Raw genomic sequence first — 18394 nt, 5'->3', positions numbered from 1 at the left:
TCCCATGGATGCAGACGATCCCTCCCGCGCATGCCGAACACGCCCGTGACCCAGCCGACATCCGAGCCGGCGCGCCCGCCGATCCGCTTCCGCGGCCGCTCCTTCATGGCCACCGTCCTGGCGCCGATACCCCCGGTGGCCGACTGGTTCGGCGACCTCGACGCCCTCAACCGCCGCGCGCCGAACTTCTTCGCCGGCCGGCCGGTGATCCTCGACCTGTCCGGATTGCGGCTCAACCGGGAGGATCTCGACGGTCTGCTCGCCGAGCTGGCCGCCCGCAACATCGCGGTCCTCGGGATCGAGGGCGCGGCGCCGTCGCTGCTGGATTCCGGAACCCCGCCGGCCCTGTCGGGCGGGCGGCCTGCCGGGGAGGTCGCCGCCCCGGACGAGTCGGCCGCGGACGCGCCGGCGCCGGCCGAGCCGCAGGCCAAGGAGACGGCCCGCTCGCTGATCCTCGACGCGCCCGTGCGCTCCGGCCAGACCGTGCTGCATCTCGAGGGCGACGTCACGGTGCTTGGCGCCGTGGCGTCGGGTGCCGAGGTGATCGCGGGGGGCTCCATCCACGTCTACGGCGCCCTGCGCGGTCGCGCGATCGCCGGCGCGGCCGGGAACCCGACGGCGCGGATCTGGTGCCGGCGGTTCGAGCCGGAGCTGGTGGCGATCGACGGCCTCTACCGCGCCGCCGACGACCTCGACCCGGCCTTCCGGGGACAGGCCGTGGAGGTGCGGCTGCTGGAAGACGCGATCAAGCTCAACCTGTTCGAGCGGGGGTGAGAAGCTTCCCGACGGCCCCTCCCGTCTCCGCGGCGCGCTCGGACAGGTGGTGCTCCCCTCGCGAGAGCCGCGATGGGGCTGTGAAACCGTCCTCCGCTGCCCCGATACCAGGATCCCGGCAGAATTTGCCGACCGGATCAGAAACTTAACCCTTCGGTAACCATACCCGCCGTCAATGGTCCGGTAAGGACTCTTAACGGGCGGACATGAGCGACACCCTCCCCGAGCCGATCGATCCGGAGACCGCCCGCGCGGCGGCTCCTTCCGCGCCCCGGCCGCTCAGCCTGCGCGGACGGGCCTTCAAGGCCCTGGCCCTCTGCCCCGAGCCGCCGCTTCCGGAGTGGCTCGCGGGACTCGACGCGGCGCTCAAGCGCTCGCCGACCCTGCTGAAAGGCCGGGCCGTCATCCTGGACTGCGCCCAGCTCAAGCCCGAGCCGGACGCGCTCGAGACGCTCATGAACGAGCTCAAGGCCCGCGGCATCGCGGTCCTGGGCATCGAGGGTGCCGACGCGGTCGCGGACGGTCTGCCGCCGCTGCTGGTCAAGGGGCACCCGTCCGAGAAGGTCGAGATCCCGAGCGTCCCGGCCGAGCCGGAGCCGCAGGTGGTCACCTCGATCACCGTCGAGGGCTCGGTCCGCTCCGGCCAGAGCGTCATCAACCCGACCGGCGACGTCACCGTGATGGGGTCGGTCTCCTCCGGGGCCGAGATCCTGGCCGGCGGCTCCATCCACGTCTACGGCGCCCTGCGCGGTCGCGCGATCGCCGGAGCCGCGCGCAACCCGCGCGCACGAATCTACTGCCGCAAATTCGAGCCCGAGTTGCTGGGGATCGACCGCCTCGTGCGGACGGCGGAGGACATGGGCACGGCCCTGCGCGGCAAGGCCGCCCAGGTCTGGCTCGATGGCGGCAACATCCGAATGGCAAGCCTGGATTAAGGGAGATCGACGCGTGGCAAAGGTTCTCGTCGTCACATCGGGCAAGGGCGGCGTCGGCAAGACGACGACGACCGCGGCCCTCGGAGCGGCCCTGGCCCAGGGTGGTCAGAGCGTGTGCGTCGTCGACTTCGACGTCGGCCTGCGCAACCTCGACCTCGTCATGGGTGCCGAGCGCCGGGTCGTCTACGACCTCATCAACGTGGTCAACGGCGACGCCAAGCTGCCGCAGGCCCTCATCAAGGACAAGCGGCTCGAGACCCTGCACCTCCTGCCGGCCTCGCAGACCCGCGACAAGGACGCGCTCACCGACGCGGGCGTCGCCCGGGTGATGGAAGAGCTGCGCGAGAAGTTCGACTGGGTCATCTGCGACTCCCCCGCCGGCATCGAGCGCGGCGCCCAGCTCGCCATGCACCACGCCGACGTGGCGGTGGTCGTGACCAACCCCGAGGTCTCCTCGGTGCGCGACTCCGACCGGATCATCGGCCTCCTCGATTCCAAGACCGCCAAGGCGGAGAAGGGCGAGGACATGGAGAAGCACCTGATCCTCACCCGCTACGACCCGATGCGGGCCGACCGCGGCGACATGCTCAAGACCGAGGACGTGCTCGACATCCTGTCGATCCCGCTGCTCGCGATCATCCCGGAGAGCCAGGAGGTGCTGCGCGCCTCGAACCTCGGCTGCCCGGTCACGCTGAACAACCCGCTCTGCGCCCCGGCGCGGGCCTACGCCGACGCGGCCCGCCGGCTCAAGGGCGAATCGGTCCCGATGAGTCTGCCGGTCGAGCGCAAGTCCTTCCTCGACAAGCTGTTCATGCGGAGGGCGGCGTGAGCATCCTGGGACTGTTCCAGAAGCGCAGCTCCGGCGCGGTCGCCCGCGACCGCCTGCAGCTGATCCTCGCCCACGAGCGCGCGGAGTCGGGTCGCCCCGACCTCGTGATCCAGCTCCGGGAGGAAATCCTGGCGGTGATCGCCAACCATGTCGCGGTGGAGCCCGACAAGGTGAAGGTCACCCTGGAGCGCGGCGAGGGTGTCTCGACCCTCGGCCTCGACATCGAGCTGCCGCTCGGCGCCTCGGGCAAGCTCGACGCCAAGCTGGCCGCGAAGCTCGCGGAGGTCGCCGCCAACAAGGGGGGCGCCAAGCCGGCCTCCTCCAAGAAGGCCGCTTGAGCCGGGCGGGGACCGTCCCCGCCGGCACGGAAGACTCGAGCCGCGCCCGGTCCGCCGGGTGCGGCTTCGTCGTGCCCGCCACGAAGTCCGGCCTCGGCTCTCGACCGGGTGCCCCGTCGCGCCATCTCGGAGTCCTGGGGGGTGGTCGGTGAGAGGATCGACATGCCGAGCGCCACGACGGACGACGGGATACGGCTCCATTACGAGGAGAGCGGCGAGGGGACGCCGCTGATCTTCGTCCACGAATTCGCCGGCGACCATCGCAGCTACGAGGCCCAGCTGCGCCATTTCGGCCGCCGCTACCGCGCGGTCGCGTTCAATGCCCGGGGCTACCCGCCCTCCGACGTGCCGGAGGCCGTCTCGGCCTACGCGCAGGCGCGCGCCGCCGACGACATCCTGGCCATCCTCGATCATCTCGGCGCGCCGAAGGCCCACGTCGCCGGCATCTCGATGGGCGCCTTCGCGACCCTGCATTTCGGCCTGCGGCACCCTGACCGCGCGCTGTCGCTCTGCCTCGGCGGCTGCGGCTACGGCGCGGAGCCCGAGCGGCAGGCCCTGTTCCGCGCCGAGGCGGACGCCACCGCCGAGATGCTGCGCCGCGACGGCATGGCGGCCTTCGCGGAGCGCTACGCCGTCGGGCCGACGCGGGTGCAGTTCGAGACCAAGGACCCGCGCGGGCACGCCGAGTTCAAGCGGATGCTCGCCGAGCACTCGGCCCTCGGCTCGGCCAACACCCAGGCCGGCGTGCAGAAGGGGCGGCCGTCGCTCTACGACCTCACGGATGAGCTCGGCCGCATGACCGTCCCGACCCTGATCGTCGCCGGCGACGAGGACTGGCCCTGCCTCGCCCCGAGCCTGATGCTCAAGCGGGTCATCCCCTCCGCGGCCCTCGCCATGCTGCCCAATACCGGCCACGCCCTCTCGGTCGAGGAGCCCGACGCCTACAACCGGCTCCTCGACGACTTCCTGGCGCAGGTGGAGAGCGGCCGCTGGCCGATGCGCGATCCCCGCGCGACCTCGGCGACGATCACCGGGATCAGGGGCTGAGCGGCTCGCGGGGGATCAGTCGGAACCGGGCCGGCCGGTCCGGCTGGGTCGTGACGACCGCCTGGGGCAGCACCGGCTCGCGCTCGTCGAGCACCAGCCGGAACCGCTGCAGCACCCGCGCCAGGGACAGGACGGCCTCGCTCAGGGCGAACTGCGCGCCGATGCACACACGCGGACCGGCCCCGAACGGCAGGTAGGCGAAGCGCCGCGGCGCGGGCGCGCCGGGCAGGAAGCGGCCCGGATCGAACGCGTCCGGATCCGTCCAGAGCGCGCGGTGGCGGTGGAGTACCCAGGGGCTCACCATGACGATGTCGCTCGCCTTGACGGCGTGGCCCGCCACGTTGTCCGGGCCGAGCGCACGCCGGACGACCACGAAGGCCGCCGGGTACAGGCGCAGGGTCTCGTCGATCACCGCGCGGGTCAGTGGCAGCCGCCCGTCGCTCTGGCATCCGGTCGGATCGGTCAGGTCGGCGGCCCGCGCCTCGGCGGCGACCCGCTCCTGGACCTCCGGCGCGAGGGCGAGCAGGTAGGCCGCCCAGAACAGCGTGCCGGCCGTGGTCTCGTGGCCTGCCAGGATCATGGTGGCGACTTGGTCGCGCAGCTCGTCGGGCGTGAAGGCCGCGCCCGTGTCCGGATTGCGCGCGGCCGCGAGCAGGTCGAGGAGATCGCCCGACCGGGACCGGTCCCGCTCCGCCGCCCGGCGCGCCGCGATGATCCGGTCGAGGAACGGGATCCACCGGCGCCGGAACCGGCCGCGCGACCAGTCGAGGGGCACCGGCCAGCCCGGGGGGATCACGATGTCGAGGAGGTGCGGCCGCCCCATCCGCTCGGCATACTCGGCGATGAACTGGCGCAGCTCGGCGCCGTGCTCGTCCATGCCCACCGAGAACATGGCGCGCCCGGCGATCTCGAGGGCGAGTCGGTAGAAGGACGTGAACAGGTCGACCGGCCCCGCCGCGGCCTCGGCGGCGATCCGCTCCATCCCGTCGGTCACGGCGGCGGCGATATGGGGCACCAGCCCGTCGATCGCCCGCGGCGTGAAGGCCGGCGCCAGGGTCCGCCGCTGGTGCCGCCACGCCGAGCCCTCACTGATCAGGAGCCCGTCGCCGAGGATCGGGCGCAGGATGCGGGTCGTCCCGGTAGTGCGGGCGTAGTTCGCCTGGTTCTCGACCAGGACCCGGCGGATCGCCTCGGGGTCGTTCAGCACGAAACTCGACCGTCCGAGCAGGCCCCGGCGAGTGACCGGCTCCTCGAAGGCGCGCTGGGGGAAGCCCGCCAGCGCGTTGTCGCGGATCGAGCGCAGGTAGGCGGCCAGCGGCAGCTCGCGCTCCGGCGGGGCGCGGTGCGGCGGCACCACGCGCGGCATCCCGGCGAGGCTCGGGATCGTCCGGTCCGGGGTCGCGGTGGCGTCCGAGAATGTTGGCATGGGGTGCCATCCTGTGCCGGAGACGGGCGGCCCTGTAAACCGCCGCCCGCGCCCCGCGCGCACCGGTCACGCTCACGTCATTCGGCCGCCGTGCGCAGGCGCGTCTCGGCGCTCTGGACCGGCAGGCGCGCGGGGAACCGGGCCGGATCCGATTCCGGCGACAGGCTCGCCACGAGGCTGGCCCGGGGCAGGGTGGTCTCGGTCACGTCGAGCAGGGTGTCGACGCCCCGCTCCAGATGCTCGTCCACCCGGTCGATCACGAGGATCTCCGGGTCGCGCAGGATCGCCCGTGCGAGACCGACCCGGACCCGGACGCGCTCGGGGAGCAGCTGCCCGCGGTTGCCGACCTCCTTCTCGAGGCCGCGCCGCTGGATCGGCCGCTCCAGGTCGAATTCGCGGAACACCGCGCGGGCCTCCCGCTGAATCAGCGCCTCGCCATGCATCCGCGCCGTGTCGATGCGGCCGAAGAGCAGATTGTCGAGCACCGTGCTGCGCGGGTTGATCCGGTTCGGGTCGTAGGATTCGACGTCGCACCCGTCGTCGCCGTGCATGAAGCCCTGCACGACGGCCCGCGCGCCGACGATCCGCTTGGCCAAGGTCTCGTCGAGCAGGCCGAAGCGCATCCGCGGCTCGACATAGGCCAGGGCCAGGGCCAGGAAGGCCACGCTGTCGGCCTCGCTCAGGCGCCCCGCGTCGGGCAGGCGCGCGAGCCGGCGCAGGTAGTCCGGCAGCGCGTCCGGGGTGATCAGCGAGAACCGCCGGAACAGCGGGTGGCCCGGCGGCACGTCGGCGAAAATGTCCTTGAGGTTGCTGGCGATAGCCACGCCCATCCGGTCCAGCTCGTCGAGGAGCTTCACCTTGTCCAGCGCTTCGCGGAACAGCGTGACGCCGGCCAGACGGCGCGGTTCCGTCAGCGTCGGGTCGCGGGGGACGCCGAACAGCAGGTTCTCTCCGACGGTGGCCTGCTCGTTGTAGCGGCCTCGGGCGAACGGGATCACCAAGTCGGCGAGGCCCTTCTGGGCGAAGTGCTCGCGCAGGTGCTCCCGCGCCGCGATCATGCGCTGGCCCACCGGCGTGTCATGGGCCACCGAACTCAGGGCGCCGAGCCCGAACCGGTAGAGTTCGTCGCCGAGATCGAGCCGGCCGAGCAGGTCGAGCAGGCGCTCGTCGAGCTCCCCGGCATCCCGGACGCCGAGGCGCTCGAAGTCGATCCAGGGGTCCTCGACGCTGTCGCAGGGATTGCCGGTCTTCACCGCCTCGTTGATCCGCGTTTTGCTGAGATCGAGGCTGTTGGTGCGCAGCGGGTGCACGCGCAGCCCGTAGAGGATGTTGTCGCGTAGCGTCCCAGGGAACAGCACGGGCTGGACGCCCGCATAGGCGATGCGGCGCGCGTGGTGCCGGCGCGGCAGGGTGGAGAGGTCGTGCTCCCCGATCCGGATCGTTCCCCCGGGCGGCGACTGCAACCCGGCCAGGACCCTGACGAATTCCTGCGCGATCGGTCCGGGCGGGACCAGGGCGATCCGCCCCGGCAGACGCACCTCCGCGTCCCCGACCTCGATCACGGAGCCGCCCTGCGGATCGCGCAGCTGCAGGCCCTCGAGGCGCAGCGGGCTGCCGAGGCGGGGCGCCGCGCGCTCGGATTCGTGCTCCGCCGGCACAAGGCGCTGCGGACCGAAATGCGCCGCCACGGTCTCGTACTTGACCTCGACGTCGAGGCGCTGCTGGTCCCAGTCGATCAGCTCCTTGAGGGGCGGCGGCAGGTCGCGATAGGCGGCCAGGACCGCCACGAGCTGGCCGATGTCGAGCTGCCCCTTCAGGGCGAAGTAGCCGCCGATCGCGTAGAACAGGAACGGCGTCACCTGCGCGAGCAGGTTGTTGAGGTACTTCACCGCGAACTTGCGGCGGTAGATCCGCAGCCGCAGGTCGTAGAGCCGGTAGAGGCGGCCGCCGATCTCCGCCCGCTCCCAGCGGCCGGTGTCGTTGAGCAGCACCGCCTGCAGGCCGTCCAGCACCTCGGCGACGCGGCCGGCGAGGGCGCGGGACGCGATCTGGCGCTGGCGGCTGAGGCGGATGATCTCCCGCCGCAGCCGCGGGATCACGATCATCTGCACGGCGACCATGCCGCCGGCCGCGATGCCGAGCCACATGTTCTGCATCATGATGAAGGCCAGCGCCGTCGCGGCCTGCGTGCCCAGGAAGACCGGCACCACGATCGCGTCGCCGATGAAGGAGCCGATCGGCTCGACCTCGTCCCGGATGATCGTCGCCGTCTCGGAGGATTTCACCTCCCGCTGCGTCTCCGGCGAGAAGCGCAGCATCAGCGAGAACAGCTGGAAGCGCAGGCGGCGCAGCATCCGCTCGCCGAGGATGCCCTTCTGCAGGTTGATCCAGAACTTGAAGGCGCCGTTGATCAGGACGAGGCTGAGGAACAGGGTCGACAGGCTCAGCAGCAGCTCGAACCGGTCGAGCTGGAACCCCTCGAACAGGTGGGTCTTGCCGCCGCCCAGGAAGGCGGGCCACTCGACCGTGAGCTCGAGGAACGGCGCGGTCGCCTCGCCGTGCGCGTAGGCCTTCCCGGTGATCGCGTCGTTGACGATGCGCTTCGGCAGGTCGAGCGAGGCGAAGTAGAACGGGAGCGACGCGAGCACGACGGCGCAGATCCTGAGCTGCGCGCCCTTCGAGTAGCGCCAGATGTACGGGAACAGCCGCGGCTCAAGCGCGCGCATCGTGTCCTTCCGAGGAAAGCCCGCCCCGGCAGCCCGAGGGCCGAATCGCCGCAGCCGGGCACCTGATCCTGGTCGATACGCTACCCGAGGGATCCGGTTTCATCCAATACAACCCGATACGGACGGCTTCGCGCCGATCACGGCGTCATCGTGCCGTCATATAGGGCAGGCGGTGCGGGAGAGAGCGCGCAGATCAGCCCTGCAGCGGCGGCCAGGCCGCGGCCCCGCGCCGGTGCCACCTTCGGAACTGCCCCCAGCAATCCCCGCCACGCGACGCCCCCATGACCTCAGCGGCCTTGCCCAACCGCGCGCGTCCTTATATTGCGACGCAACCACCACGACTCCGTACCTGAACCGGCGCGGACGGCCGCGCCGCGCGGCCGCCAGGGAGCCGGCACAACCCGTTTCGGGCCGCCATGAATCTGCGCAACATCGCCATCATCGCTCACGTCGACCACGGCAAGACGACCCTCGTCGACAAGCTGCTGGCCCAGTCCGGCACCTTCCGCGAGAATCAGCGGGTCGAGGAGCGGGCGATGGACTCGAACGACCTCGAGAAGGAGCGCGGCATCACGATCCTCGCCAAGGCGACCTCGGTCGTCTGGAAGGACACCCGCGTCAACATCGTCGACACTCCCGGCCACGCCGATTTCGGCGGCGAGGTCGAGCGCATCCTGTCGATGGTCGACGGCGTGATCGTGCTGGTGGACGCCGCCGAGGGGCCGATGCCCCAGACGAAGTTCGTGGTCGGCAAGGCGCTCAAGATCGGCCTGCGCCCGATCGTGGCGATCAACAAGGTCGACCGTCCGGACGCCCGCATCAACGAGGTCGTGAACGAGGTCTTCGACCTGTTCGCCGCCCTCGACGCCACCGACGAGCAGCTCGACTTCCCGATCCTCTACGGGTCGGGCCGCAACGGCTGGATGGCCGACAGCCCGGACGCGGACCCGTCGGTCGGCCTCACCCCGCTGTTCGACCTCGTGCTCAAGCACGTGCCGCCGGCCCGCACCGAGGAGGGGCCGTTCCGGATGCTCGGCACCCTGCTGGAGGCCAACCCGTTCCTCGGCCGCATCATCACCGGCCGCATCGCCGCGGGCTCGGTGAAGCCCAACCAGTCGATCAAGGTCCTCGACCGTCACGGCAAGGTCGTCGAGACCGGCCGCGTGTCGAAGATCCTCGCCTTCCGCGGCCTCGAGCGCGCCCCGATCGATGTGGGCGAGGCGGGCGACATCGTGTCGATCGCCGGCCTGATGAAGGGCACCGTGGCCGACACGTTCTGCGACCCGCAGGTCGAGACCCCGATCCAGGCGCAGCCGATCGACCCGCCGACCGTGACGATGTCGTTCATCGTCAACGACAGCCCGCTCGCCGGCACCGAGGGCGACAAGGTCACGAGCCGCATGATCCGCGACCGCCTGTTCAAGGAGGCCGAGGGCAACGTCACGCTCAAGATCGAGGAGGCCGCCGACAAGGACAGCTTCTACGTCTCGGGCCGCGGCGAGCTGCAGCTCTCGATCCTGATCGAGACCATGCGCCGCGAGGGTTTCGAGATCGCCGTGTCGCGGCCCCGCGTCGTGTACGAGCGCGACGAGAACGGCGGACTTCTGGAGCCGATCGAGGAGGTCGTCATCGACGTCGACGAGGAGCATTCCGGCGTCGTCGTGCAGAAGATGTCCGAGCGGAAGGCCGAGATGCTGGAGATGCGGCCCTCGGGCGGTAACCGCCTGCGCCTCGTGTTCCACGCCCCGACCCGCGGCCTGATCGGCTACCAGGGCGAGCTGCTGACCGACACCCGCGGCACCGCGATCATGAACCGGCTGTTCAAGGCCTACGAGCCCTACAAGGGCGAGATGCCGGGCCGGCGCAACGGCGTGCTGATCTCCAACGACCAGGGCGAGGCCGTGGCCTACGCCATGTGGAACCTGGAGGACCGCGGCCCGATGATGATCGAGCCCGGCTGGAAGGTGTACCAGGGCATGATCGTCGGCGAGCACAACCGCGAGAACGATCTCGAGGTGAACGTGCTCAAGGGCAAGAAGCTCACCAACATCCGCACCACGTCGAAGGACGAGGCAGTGCGCCTCACGCCGCCGATCCGGATGACCCTGGAGCGCTCGCTGGCCTGGATCCAGGACGACGAGCTCGTCGAGGTGACGCCGAAGTCGATCCGCCTGCGCAAGGCGATCCTCGACCCGAACGACCGCAAGCGGGCCGAGCGGTCGAAGGAGAACGCCGCCTGAAGCGGTCAACCGTCGCCGATCGTGTACGACAGGCAACCGGGCGCTCAGGCCCGGTTGCTGATGCGGCCCTTATTCCGGGCCGCTCTCGGGCCTATCGAACCCTTATGCCGGGGGCGATACCTCGGTGCGGCGGACCCGAGAGGCCCGCGTGAACCCCGTGACACCGATGCCCGTCGCGTTGAACCCGCTTCCGTCGCTCGCCCAGGCCGCCTCCGCGCCACCCTCATACCTCGTCGGTCAGGACGGCGAGGGGCATTGGGTCGCGGTCGAGACCGGTGGGCGCGCCGGAGGCATCTTCCGCAGCCGCCAGGACGCGATCCGCTACGCCTGCGTCGAGACTGGCTGCCGTCCCGGCGAGGTGCTGCTGGCCTCCGGGCCGATCGCCTTCCGGCTCTCCTGAACCCCGGGACGCCGCGGCGTACCTCGCCGCGGCGCCGCTCGGGCCTGTCGCGTCAGCTGCTGCCGGGATCGGTCTCGTCGTTCTGGGTCCCGCCAGAGGGCGTACCCTGTCCGGGCTTGCCCTCCGTCTTCTCGTTCGGGTCCTTGACCGCGTCGGGGGCGACGTTCTTCGGCGCGTCCGGCTGCGCGCCGGTCTCTCGAGGCTCGCTCATTCCCGGTTCTCTCGCTCCGCCCGGTAGTGCCCGCCCGCGACCTTCGTGTCGGCGGCCGGACCCCGCGAGGCCTTCTGGTCCGAATGCCCCCCTGAGGAGCCGCCGATCGCCGGCGGCGCGCGGCCGGGCTCGCCGGCCGCGCCCCAGCCCTCCTTGGGTTCGGGCCGCGGCGTCTCGCCGGAGCCCATGTCGGTGATCGCCGCCTGATCGGAGGTCTGATGGCCGCCCCCGGCGGGCGGGCTCCCGCGCGACCCGACCTTGTCGTCGGGCTTGCGGGTGACCGTTCCGGATTCGCTCGTCGGCCTGACCATCAGCGCTTCCCGTCGTCCTGGCCGATGGCGGCGGTGGCGCGGTCGATCGCCTCACCGAGATCGGTGCCGGACCGCGCCTCGTCCTCCATCTGCCCGAGCTTCTCGCGCGGCGTCTCGGTGTCGGTGGTCGCCCCAGCGTCGGGGTCCTCCCGCGACGGCCGTCCGGTCTGTTCTGTCATGGCTCGCCTCTCTGCGTCTTCGGGAGACAACGGAGGCGGCGGGGGAGGGTTGCGCGGACCGGGTGACCGACGGCGCGCGGTTCAGGTCTCCGGGCCGACGATCCGGGACAGGACGGCGTGCATGAGATGCCGCGCCGAATCCTCCGCCGCCCCGCGATCCGACGCCCGGGCCTCGATCGTCAGGAGATCCCCGTCCCGCAGGATGACCGCGGTGGCGCCCGCGCCGCTGTCCAGCGCGTACACGCTCATCCAGCCGACCGCCGGGCCGGCGGCCAGACCCGAGAGGCGGCAATCCGGATTGCGCTTCACGCAGATCGCCTCGAGCGCCGCGAGGGTCGTCTGGCCGGAGCGGACCCGGGCCTCGGTTCCGTCGGCGAGGCGCCCGATCCGCATCTCGATCGACGGGGCGCCCGTGCAGGCGGCGCAGTTCAGGTTGAGATGCTGCGCCTCCACCTGCGCCGTGGCCCGAGGCCCGAGCGCCGCTCTGGCGGTTTCGGCCAGCCCGGTGAGGTCGTGGACCGCGAAGCCCAGGGCCATCGCCGCCTGAGCCCAGAGGCCAAACACGAGAATCAGAAGGCTGCGCATGGGAAGAAGCATTGTCCGTTCGCCGGTCGGCGTTAACGGAAAGATCCTGCTGCGTCCAGATGCGGTGGGCCGGGGCGATTGTCTCGGCGACGGCAGATCAAATCGACTGTTCTGCTGTGGTTATTGTTCAGAAGATCGATCTTCTGGCCTGCAAGGGCGCGATCGGGCGGTCGAATGAACGAAAATTCGGCCTCGTCGCGTCGACTGTATTGGTGGCCACTCGGGCGAGGGCCGCGCGGATCCGTGTCCGCGCGGACCGGGTGGCCGACGGGAGGGGAGCGGCCCGAAGGCCGCCCCGCTGCCGGCCTCAGCCGATCCCGTCGAAGAGGGCGGACGAGATGTAGCGCTCGGCGAACGAGCAGGCGACGGTCACGATCCGCTTGCCCTGGAACTCGGGGCGCTTGGCCAGCTCCAGCGCCGCCGCGACGTTGCCACCGGTGGAGATGCCGCCCGGGATGCCCTCCAGACGGGCGAGCGCCCGGGATGTCTCGAACGCCGCCTGGTTGGTGACCTTCAGGACGCCGTCGAGGATGTTGGTGTGCAGGTTGTCGGGGATGAACCCGGCGCCGATGCCCTGGATCTTGTGCGGGCCGGGCTGGCCGCCGGAGATCACCGGGGAATCCTCGGGCTCCACCGCGAAGACCTTGAGGTTCGGCAGGCGCGGCTTCAGCACCTCGCCGACGCCCGTCACCGTGCCGCCGGTGCCGACGCCGGCCACGAACGCGTCGAGCTGGCCGCCCGTGTCGCTCCAGATCTCCTCGGCGGTGGTCTTGCGGTGGATCTCCGGGTTGGCCGGGTTCGAGAACTGCTGCGGCATGACCGAGCCCGGGATCTCCTTCAGCAGCTCCTCGGCCTTGGCGATCGCGCCCTTCATGCCCTGCGCGCCCGGCGTGAGCGCCAGCTCCGCGCCCAGGAAGGCGAGCATCTTGCGCCGCTCCAGCGACATCGTCTCGGGCATCACCAGGATGAGCCGGTAGCCGCGGGCTGCCGCCGTGAAGGCGAGGGCGATGCCGGTGTTGCCCGAGGTCGGCTCGACCAGCGTGCCGCCAGGCTGGAGCTTGCCGGAGGCCTCCAGCGCATCGATCATGTTGACGCCGATGCGGTCCTTCACGCTGGCGATCGGGTTGAAGAACTCGAGCTTCAGCAGAATCTCGGCGTCGACGCCGTGCTCCTTGGGCAGCCGGTTCAGGCGCACCAGAGGGGTGTTGCCGATGGTCTCGGTGATCGAGCCGTAGACACGGCCGTGGCCGACCTTCGCCGGTGCGTTGAGGGTATCGGCCATCGCGGAACTCCTGCTCGTGGTGACGGATCGGACAGATGTCGTGCCCGGGGGCGGCCCCGCCAAGGGATCGCCCTCGCGTGGGAGGCTTGACCGGCCCGGACGGGAGGCTGCGATATCGCGTTGCCGCGGCCGGAGCAATCGGGCTAAGTGCCGTTACCGAAAGTTCTTTCCGGAATTGGGCGAACTTTCGGAGCGGGGTGGAAGACCTTTATTGAGCGGCCCTTTCCTCATGGAATTCTATTCTCCAGCCTGCCCGGCCACGGCCGGCGCTGCCGGACCGTTCGGCGCATTCGGCAGGCGGGGCCTGCCCCTTCGGCCGACTCGTCGGGCCGCTCTGCTGGCGGGCCTCGGCCTGATCCTGGCGCCGCCGGCGCGCGCCGCCGGGGCGCTCCGCCTCGTGCTCGCCACCGCGACGCCCGGCGGCGGCTTCCCGGCCTTCGGGGAGACCTTCGCCGGCGCGATCGCGGCCGCGGACCCGGCCCTGACCGTCGAGCGGCGTGCCACCGGCGGCTCGTCCGAGAATGTCGGCCTCCTCCGCGCCGGCCGCGTCGATCTCGGCCTCGTGCAGGGGGAGTACGCCTATCCCGCCCTCGCCGAGGGCGGCGGCCTGACCGTTCTGGCGCCGATGTACCCGACGCCGGGCCTGTTCGTGGTGCCGGCCGGCAGCGCGATCCGCTCGGTGGCGGATCTGCGCGGGCGCAGGGTCGTCCTCGGCACGCACAAGTCCGGGCTCACCGTCATGGGCCGGAGCGCCCTCGGCGCCTCCGGGCTCGATCCCGAGCGCGACATCAGCCCGATCCTGCTCGACCGGGCCGCCGACGGTCCGATACTGGTGCGGGAGGGCCGCGCCGACGCGCTGTGGGGCGGCGGCCTCGACTGGCCGGGCTTCCGCGCCCTGGCCTCGGATCCCGGCGGAGCCCGCTTCTTCGGACCGTCCGAGGCGGGCATTGCGCGCCTCGCGCAGCCCGGCGCGGCGACGCGGCGTCTCACGGTTCCGGCCGGCAGCTTCGCCGGGCAGGCGGAGCCGATCGAGACGGTCGGATCCTGGAGCTTCGTGCTCGCGCGGCCCGGCCTCGACGAGGAGACGGCCTACCGCGTCGTGAGTGCGCTGGCGCGGACCGATCTCACCACCGCCCGGCCGAGGAACCTCGTCGGCCTCGTCACGGCGGATCGGGTCAATCCCGGGACCGCCCGCGTCCTCCGCGAAGCCGGCGTGACGCTGCGCTGACGGCGCGGCTCAGCGGAAGGAGGCGACGCGGCGATCACGCTTCCGCTCGGCGGCGGGCTGGTAGGCGATCTCGGCGTGATGGGTGCAGTACGGCAGGCCGGTGATCGACCGGGCGCCGCAGAAGCGGAATTCCGGCGTCGTCGGGTCGCCGAGGGGCCAGCGGCACATGGATTCCCGGAGGTCCATGATGGTGACGCGCTCCGACACCGCGAGGGCCACGGGCGCGGGCGCCGCGGCCGGCGCGGGCGCCGGGAATTCCGGGGCCGGACGGTGGGCCAGGATCGCGACCGGCTCGGGCGCCTGGGTCTCGACCACCGCGATGGCGGTCTCGATCTCGACCGTCTTCGACGGCGGGACGGCGGTGGCGGTTTCCTCGCCGCCGCGGGCGCGGCCGGCCAGACCGAGGCGGTGGACCTTGCCGATGACGGCGTTGCGGGTGACGCCGCCGAGTTGCGCCGCGATCTTGCTGGCGCTCTGCCCGTCTTCCCACAGGCGACGCAGCATCGCCACGCGATCGTCCGTCCAGCCGAGACCCGCTTCCATCATCCCCTCCGCCCCCTGCGGCTCGGCTGCGTTCCCGAAGGCACGTCCGTGTGTTCCAGGCCGACAGGCGCCGTATCCTCGGCCGGCCCTCTCGCCACGCAGACCGCGCCCTCGCGCACCGGCTGCCGCATCGCGTGCGACACCCTGTCTCGCCAGGCCACGGGGGAACCCTAGCGCGGCGCTCGCGAACCTTGCAAGGGCGCGCGGCCACCGGGCACCAGCCGCCGCGCCGCCTGTCCACCGGCAATGGCCCGAACCGGCACGGCCCGGTACGGCGCCGCACCGTCCCGCGCGCGCCCGCCACGGCCACGCTCGCGCCCCGATCGCGTGGGAGCGTGACCCCACCGCAACAGCGCGGCCTTATCGTTCCGTCGAAGCCGGCTAAGACGGAACAGGCGATACGGCCAAGCTCGTTCCGTGTGGCAGAGTGGGCGTGTTTCGCGGTTCGAGGAAGTGACGATGGGTTCTCGTCAGGTCAGCCTGCGCATGGCGGTGGCGTTCGGGCTGGCGGCGCAGGTCGCGGCCTGCGGCAGCGTTCCGCGGACTCCCTACAGCGCCGAGCAGGCGGCGTTCGCCACCGTGCCGGGCATTCCCGGCGCGCGCGTCTTCGCGGACGCGTCGGTGGACACGATCGCGGCCCTCGCCGCCAATCCGGAGCGGCGCCTCAAGGGCTTCACCTACCTGGCCCTGTCGGGCGGCGGCGGCGACGGCGCCTACGGGGCGGGCGTGCTCAACGGCTGGACGGCGTCCGGCAAGCGGCCGGAATTCACCCTGGTCTCCGGCGTCTCGACGGGGGCGCTGATCGCGCCCTTCGCGTTCCTGGGCTCGGCCTACGATCCTTACCTCACCGAGTTCTACACGAGCGGCGTCGCCGGCGAGCTCGTGGCCTCGCCGAATCTGGCCAACGTGCTGTTCGGCTCCGGCCTGTTCGGCGACGGGCGCCTGCGCAACCTCATCGACCGCTACGTCACGGACGATCTCCTCAAGGCCGTGGCCGAGGAGCACGCCAAGGGCCGGCGCCTGCTCGTCGTGACGACGAACCTGGATTCCCAGCGCGCGGTGATCTGGAACATGGGCGCCATCGCGGCGAGCGGGGTGCCCAATGCCCGCCAGCTGTTCCGCGACGTCCTGGCGGCCTCGGCCAGCATCCCGGCGGTGTTCCCGCCCCAGTTCATCGACGTCTCGGCGGGCGACGCGCGCTTCCAGGAGATGCACGTCGACGGCTCGGTGGTGACACCGGTCTTCACCCTGCCGCAGACCCTGCTGCTGCGCGACGGACGGATCCGCACCGGCGGCAAGGCCGAGATCTACGTGGTGATCAACGGCCGCCTGGAGCCGGACTTCGAGGTCACGAAGGACAACACGCTCTCGATCGTGGAGCGCTCCTTCACGACGGCGAGCCGCGCCCGCTCCCGCGCGACGCTGACGGCGACCTACGCGCTGGCGCGCACCAACGGCATCGGCTTCAATCTCACCTACATCGACGAGAACGGACCCAAGGCCTCCGCCGCGAAGGGCTTCGACACCGCCTACATGCGCGCCCTGTACGAGGCCGGCTACGAGAAGGGCCGGACAGGCGCCTTCTGGCAGCACTCGATCCCCGCCGCGCCGGTGCTGAAGGAGACGGCGAGCGCCGTGGCCAACTGATCGCCCGACCGTTCCGCCGCGCGCCCGACACGGGCGCGCGGCGAACGGCGCGGCTACTTGCCCAGGATCTTCGTCAAGAGGCGGCCGAGGGGCGTCGCCGTGCTGGCGTTCCGGTCGTCCCGGTCGACGGGGCGATTCTCGTTGCCGAGGATCTTGGTGACGATGCGTCCGATCAGGTTCATGGGTCGGCCCTCCGGTCACGCGCCCAAATGGCGCAGCTTCCCCAACAACGGGTCAGGCGCGGGCCGCGTTCCAGCCCGGCGCCCGATCGGGCGCCTCAGACCTGCATGAGGCGGATGTTGTTGGTGTTGCCGGCGGTGTGGAACGGGATGCCGGCGGTGACCACGATGATGTCGTTCGACCGCGCGAAGCCCTCGTCCTGCGCGTGGTGGCAGGCCTTCGAGGTCATCTCCTCGTAGCTGTCGACGTCCTCCGTCAGGACGCTGTGCGCCCCCCACAGCAGGCTCAGCCGCCGCGAGGTCGCGACGTTGGGGGTCAGGGCCAGGATCGACGCGGCGGGGCGCTTGCGCGCGACCCGCGCGGCCGTCGTCCCGCTCGCCGTGTAGGCGACGATCGCGGCGGCGTGCACGGCCTCGGCGAGGTCGGCCGTGGCGGTCGCCACCGCGTGGGGCGGCGTCTCCTCCTCGCCCGGCTCCGAGGCCGCGACGATCGAGTGGTAGAGCTTGTGCCCCTCCACGCTCCGGATGATCCGATCCATCATCGCCACCGCCTCGACCGGGTAGCGGCCTGTGGCGGATTCCGCCGACAGCATCACGGCGTCGGCGCCGTCATAGATGGCGGTGGCGACGTCCGACGCCTCCGCCCGGGTGGGCGCGGGGGCGTTGACCATCGAGTCGAGCATCTGGGTCGCCACCACGACGGGCTTCACGGCGAGCCGGCAGGCCCGGATCAGCTCCTTCTGCCGCCCCGGCACGTCCTCGTGCGGGATCTCGACGCCGAGGTCGCCGCGGGCGACCATCACGGCGTCGGAGAGCCGGATGATGTCGGCGATCCGCTCCAGCGCCTGCGGCTTCTCGATCTTCGACATGATGCCGGCCCGATCGCCGATGATTCCCCGCGCCTCGATGACGTCGGACGGCTTCTGGACGAAGGACAGGGCGACCCAGTCGACGCCGAGATCGAGCCCGAAGGCGAGGTCCGCCCGGTCCTTCTCGGTGAGCGGCGACAGGTCCAGCAGCGTACCCGGCAGGTTCACGCCCTTGCGGTTCGAGATCGGCCCGCCGGTGACGACCTCGGCGGTGATCGAGGTCCGCTCGGGCCCGGTGACCCGCACCCGCACCCGGCCGTCGTCGATGAGGAGTTCCTGGCCCGGCACGACGGCGTCGAAGATCTCCGGGTGGTGCAGCGGGATCGCCTGCTTGTCGCCGTCGGCGCCCTCGAGGACGAAGCGGACCGTCTCGCCGGCCTCGAGATCGAGCCGGCCGCCCTGCAGCGTGCCGATCCGGATCTTCGGCCCCTGCAGGTCCTGCAGGATGCCGATCGGCCGGCCGACCTCCTTCTCGAGGGCGCGGATGGCGCCGTGGACCTTGGCGTGATCCGCCTGGAGGCCGTGGCTGAAATTGAGCCGGAACGTGTCGACGCCGGCGAGGAACAGGGCGCGGAGCTGGTCCGGGGCGGAGCTGGCGGGACCGACGGTGGCGACGATCTTGGCGTGGCGGTGACGGCGCATGCG

Annotated in this window: 19 protein-coding genes; 9 read left to right on the top strand and 10 right to left on the bottom strand. The window is 71.5% G+C overall.

The features are described 5' to 3' along the window. Positions 1-30 precede the first annotated feature (30 nt). From minC (BKE41_RS17955) to BKE41_RS17935, 5 genes are all read left to right on the top strand, one after another. Positions 31-774 carry a septum site-determining protein MinC gene (gene minC, locus BKE41_RS17955; protein ID WP_012320318.1) on the top strand — a complete coding sequence of 248 codons (744 nt, stop codon included), beginning with the start codon at positions 31-33 and terminating at the stop codon, positions 772-774. Between the two features lie 206 nt (positions 775-980). Continuing rightward, on the top strand, positions 981-1709 hold the full coding sequence (gene minC / locus BKE41_RS17950; protein WP_012320317.1) for a septum site-determining protein MinC: 729 nt from the start codon (positions 981-983) through the stop codon (positions 1707-1709). Positions 1710-1722: 13 nt separating this feature from the next. Beyond that, complete coding sequence (minD, locus tag BKE41_RS17945) at positions 1723-2538, top strand: septum site-determining protein MinD (protein WP_012320316.1); 816 nt, start codon at positions 1723-1725, stop codon at positions 2536-2538. After that, complete coding sequence (gene minE, locus BKE41_RS17940; RefSeq protein WP_012320315.1) at positions 2535-2876, top strand: cell division topological specificity factor MinE; 342 nt, start codon at positions 2535-2537, stop codon at positions 2874-2876. Before minD ends, minE begins: the two co-directional genes overlap by 4 nt. 162 nt (positions 2877-3038) lie before the next feature. Continuing rightward, positions 3039-3923 carry an alpha/beta hydrolase gene (locus BKE41_RS17935; protein ID WP_029358940.1) on the top strand — a complete coding sequence of 295 codons (885 nt, stop codon included), beginning with the start codon at positions 3039-3041 and terminating at the stop codon, positions 3921-3923. Here BKE41_RS17935 and BKE41_RS17930 read toward each other — a convergent pair. Together BKE41_RS17930 and BKE41_RS17925 are read right to left on the bottom strand one after the other, a co-directional pair. Next, positions 3913-5349 carry a cytochrome P450 gene (locus tag BKE41_RS17930; protein ID WP_199825798.1) on the bottom strand — a complete coding sequence of 479 codons (1437 nt, stop codon included), beginning with the start codon at positions 5347-5349 and terminating at the stop codon, positions 3913-3915. The two genes, BKE41_RS17935 and BKE41_RS17930, sit on opposite strands and share 11 nt — an antisense overlap. A gap of 77 nt (positions 5350-5426) precedes the next feature. Next, on the bottom strand, positions 5427-8075 hold the full coding sequence (locus BKE41_RS17925; RefSeq protein ID WP_070999938.1) for an ABC transporter ATP-binding protein/permease: 2649 nt from the start codon (positions 8073-8075) through the stop codon (positions 5427-5429). Positions 8076-8491: 416 nt separating this feature from the next. Here BKE41_RS17925 and typA point away from each other — a divergent pair, with 416 nt between their 5' ends. Both typA and BKE41_RS17915 read left to right on the top strand, forming a co-directional pair. Next, positions 8492-10315, top strand: coding sequence for a translational GTPase TypA (typA, locus tag BKE41_RS17920; protein ID WP_012320311.1), 1824 nt, complete (start codon positions 8492-8494; stop codon positions 10313-10315). A 166-nt stretch (positions 10316-10481) separates the two neighbouring features. Further along, complete coding sequence (locus tag BKE41_RS17915) at positions 10482-10715, top strand: RAG2 PHD domain containing protein (protein WP_070999937.1); 234 nt, start codon at positions 10482-10484, stop codon at positions 10713-10715. 52 nt (positions 10716-10767) lie between these two features. On the opposite strand, the gene BKE41_RS31685 is transcribed toward BKE41_RS17915, so the two are convergent. The 5 genes from BKE41_RS31685 to cysK form a co-directional block, all read right to left on the bottom strand. After that, positions 10768-10926 carry a hypothetical protein gene (locus BKE41_RS31685; RefSeq protein ID WP_164891370.1) on the bottom strand — a complete coding sequence of 53 codons (159 nt, stop codon included), beginning with the start codon at positions 10924-10926 and terminating at the stop codon, positions 10768-10770. Continuing rightward, entirely contained in the window at positions 10923-11237 is a 315-nt protein-coding gene (locus BKE41_RS17910) for a hypothetical protein (RefSeq protein WP_012320308.1), read from the bottom strand. Before BKE41_RS17910 ends, BKE41_RS31685 begins: the two co-directional genes overlap by 4 nt. Beyond that, complete coding sequence (locus BKE41_RS17905; RefSeq protein ID WP_058606441.1) at positions 11237-11416, bottom strand: hypothetical protein; 180 nt, start codon at positions 11414-11416, stop codon at positions 11237-11239. The genes BKE41_RS17910 and BKE41_RS17905 overlap by 1 nt, the downstream gene beginning before the upstream one ends. 81 nt (positions 11417-11497) lie before the next feature. Beyond that, positions 11498-12001 carry a hypothetical protein gene (locus BKE41_RS17900; protein ID WP_012320306.1) on the bottom strand — a complete coding sequence of 168 codons (504 nt, stop codon included), beginning with the start codon at positions 11999-12001 and terminating at the stop codon, positions 11498-11500. Between the two features lie 307 nt (positions 12002-12308). Beyond that, on the bottom strand, positions 12309-13283 hold the full coding sequence (gene cysK / locus BKE41_RS17895) for a cysteine synthase A (RefSeq protein ID WP_070999936.1): 975 nt from the start codon (positions 13281-13283) through the stop codon (positions 12309-12311). A gap of 229 nt (positions 13284-13512) precedes the next feature. Here cysK and BKE41_RS17890 point away from each other — a divergent pair, with 229 nt between their 5' ends. Continuing rightward, complete coding sequence (locus BKE41_RS17890; protein WP_083374380.1) at positions 13513-14511, top strand: TAXI family TRAP transporter solute-binding subunit; 999 nt, start codon at positions 13513-13515, stop codon at positions 14509-14511. 9 nt (positions 14512-14520) lie between these two features. On the opposite strand, the gene BKE41_RS17885 is transcribed toward BKE41_RS17890, so the two are convergent. Further along, positions 14521-15054 carry a GcrA family cell cycle regulator gene (locus tag BKE41_RS17885; protein ID WP_012320303.1) on the bottom strand — a complete coding sequence of 178 codons (534 nt, stop codon included), beginning with the start codon at positions 15052-15054 and terminating at the stop codon, positions 14521-14523. A gap of 459 nt (positions 15055-15513) precedes the next feature. Between BKE41_RS17885 and BKE41_RS17880 the strand changes: the two genes are divergently transcribed. Beyond that, positions 15514-16701, top strand: coding sequence for a patatin-like phospholipase family protein (locus BKE41_RS17880; RefSeq protein ID WP_024829354.1), 1188 nt, complete (start codon positions 15514-15516; stop codon positions 16699-16701). Between the two features lie 53 nt (positions 16702-16754). Here the strand turns inward: BKE41_RS17880 and BKE41_RS17875 are convergent, their stop codons facing one another. Continuing rightward, complete coding sequence (locus BKE41_RS17875) at positions 16755-16883, bottom strand: TFIIS helical bundle-like domain containing protein (protein WP_070999935.1); 129 nt, start codon at positions 16881-16883, stop codon at positions 16755-16757. Positions 16884-16978: 95 nt separating this feature from the next. Then, positions 16979-18391, bottom strand: a complete 1413-nt coding sequence (gene pyk / locus BKE41_RS17870) for a pyruvate kinase (protein WP_012320300.1) — start codon at positions 18389-18391, stop codon at positions 16979-16981. Positions 18392-18394: the final 3 nt, after the last annotated feature.

It is taken from the genome of Methylobacterium sp. C1, assembly GCF_001854385.1.
GTDB lineage: Bacteria > Pseudomonadota > Alphaproteobacteria > Rhizobiales > Beijerinckiaceae > Methylobacterium > Methylobacterium radiotolerans.
The sequence above is the reverse complement of the archived record's forward strand: the minus strand, read 5'-3'. Positions and strand labels throughout refer to the sequence as shown.

Excerpts from the sequence above, each read along its gene's own strand:
- minC (WP_012320318.1), top strand. The coding sequence starts at position 31 with ATGCCGAACACGCCCGTGACCCAGCCGACATCCGAGCCGGCGCGCCCG.
- minC (WP_012320317.1), top strand. The coding sequence starts at position 981 with ATGAGCGACACCCTCCCCGAGCCGATCGATCCGGAGACCGCCCGCGCG.
- BKE41_RS17935 (WP_029358940.1), top strand. The coding sequence starts at position 3,039 with ATGCCGAGCGCCACGACGGACGACGGGATACGGCTCCATTACGAGGAG.
- BKE41_RS17930 (WP_199825798.1), bottom strand. The coding sequence starts at position 5,349 with ATGCCAACATTCTCGGACGCCACCGCGACCCCGGACCGGACGATCCCG.
- BKE41_RS17925 (WP_070999938.1), bottom strand. The coding sequence starts at position 8,075 with ATGCGCGCGCTTGAGCCGCGGCTGTTCCCGTACATCTGGCGCTACTCG.
- typA (WP_012320311.1), top strand. The coding sequence starts at position 8,492 with ATGAATCTGCGCAACATCGCCATCATCGCTCACGTCGACCACGGCAAG.
- BKE41_RS17915 (WP_070999937.1), top strand. The coding sequence starts at position 10,482 with ATGCCCGTCGCGTTGAACCCGCTTCCGTCGCTCGCCCAGGCCGCCTCC.
- BKE41_RS31685 (WP_164891370.1), bottom strand. The coding sequence starts at position 10,926 with ATGAGCGAGCCTCGAGAGACCGGCGCGCAGCCGGACGCGCCGAAGAAC.
- BKE41_RS17910 (WP_012320308.1), bottom strand. The coding sequence starts at position 11,237 with ATGGTCAGGCCGACGAGCGAATCCGGAACGGTCACCCGCAAGCCCGAC.
- BKE41_RS17905 (WP_058606441.1), bottom strand. The coding sequence starts at position 11,416 with ATGACAGAACAGACCGGACGGCCGTCGCGGGAGGACCCCGACGCTGGG.
- BKE41_RS17900 (WP_012320306.1), bottom strand. The coding sequence starts at position 12,001 with ATGCGCAGCCTTCTGATTCTCGTGTTTGGCCTCTGGGCTCAGGCGGCG.
- cysK (WP_070999936.1), bottom strand. The coding sequence starts at position 13,283 with ATGGCCGATACCCTCAACGCACCGGCGAAGGTCGGCCACGGCCGTGTC.
- BKE41_RS17890 (WP_083374380.1), top strand. The coding sequence starts at position 13,513 with ATGGAATTCTATTCTCCAGCCTGCCCGGCCACGGCCGGCGCTGCCGGA.
- BKE41_RS17885 (WP_012320303.1), bottom strand. The coding sequence starts at position 15,054 with ATGGAAGCGGGTCTCGGCTGGACGGACGATCGCGTGGCGATGCTGCGT.
- BKE41_RS17880 (WP_024829354.1), top strand. The coding sequence starts at position 15,514 with ATGGGTTCTCGTCAGGTCAGCCTGCGCATGGCGGTGGCGTTCGGGCTG.
- BKE41_RS17875 (WP_070999935.1), bottom strand. The coding sequence starts at position 16,883 with ATGAACCTGATCGGACGCATCGTCACCAAGATCCTCGGCAACGAGAAT.
- pyk (WP_012320300.1), bottom strand. The coding sequence starts at position 18,391 with ATGCGCCGTCACCGCCACGCCAAGATCGTCGCCACCGTCGGTCCCGCC.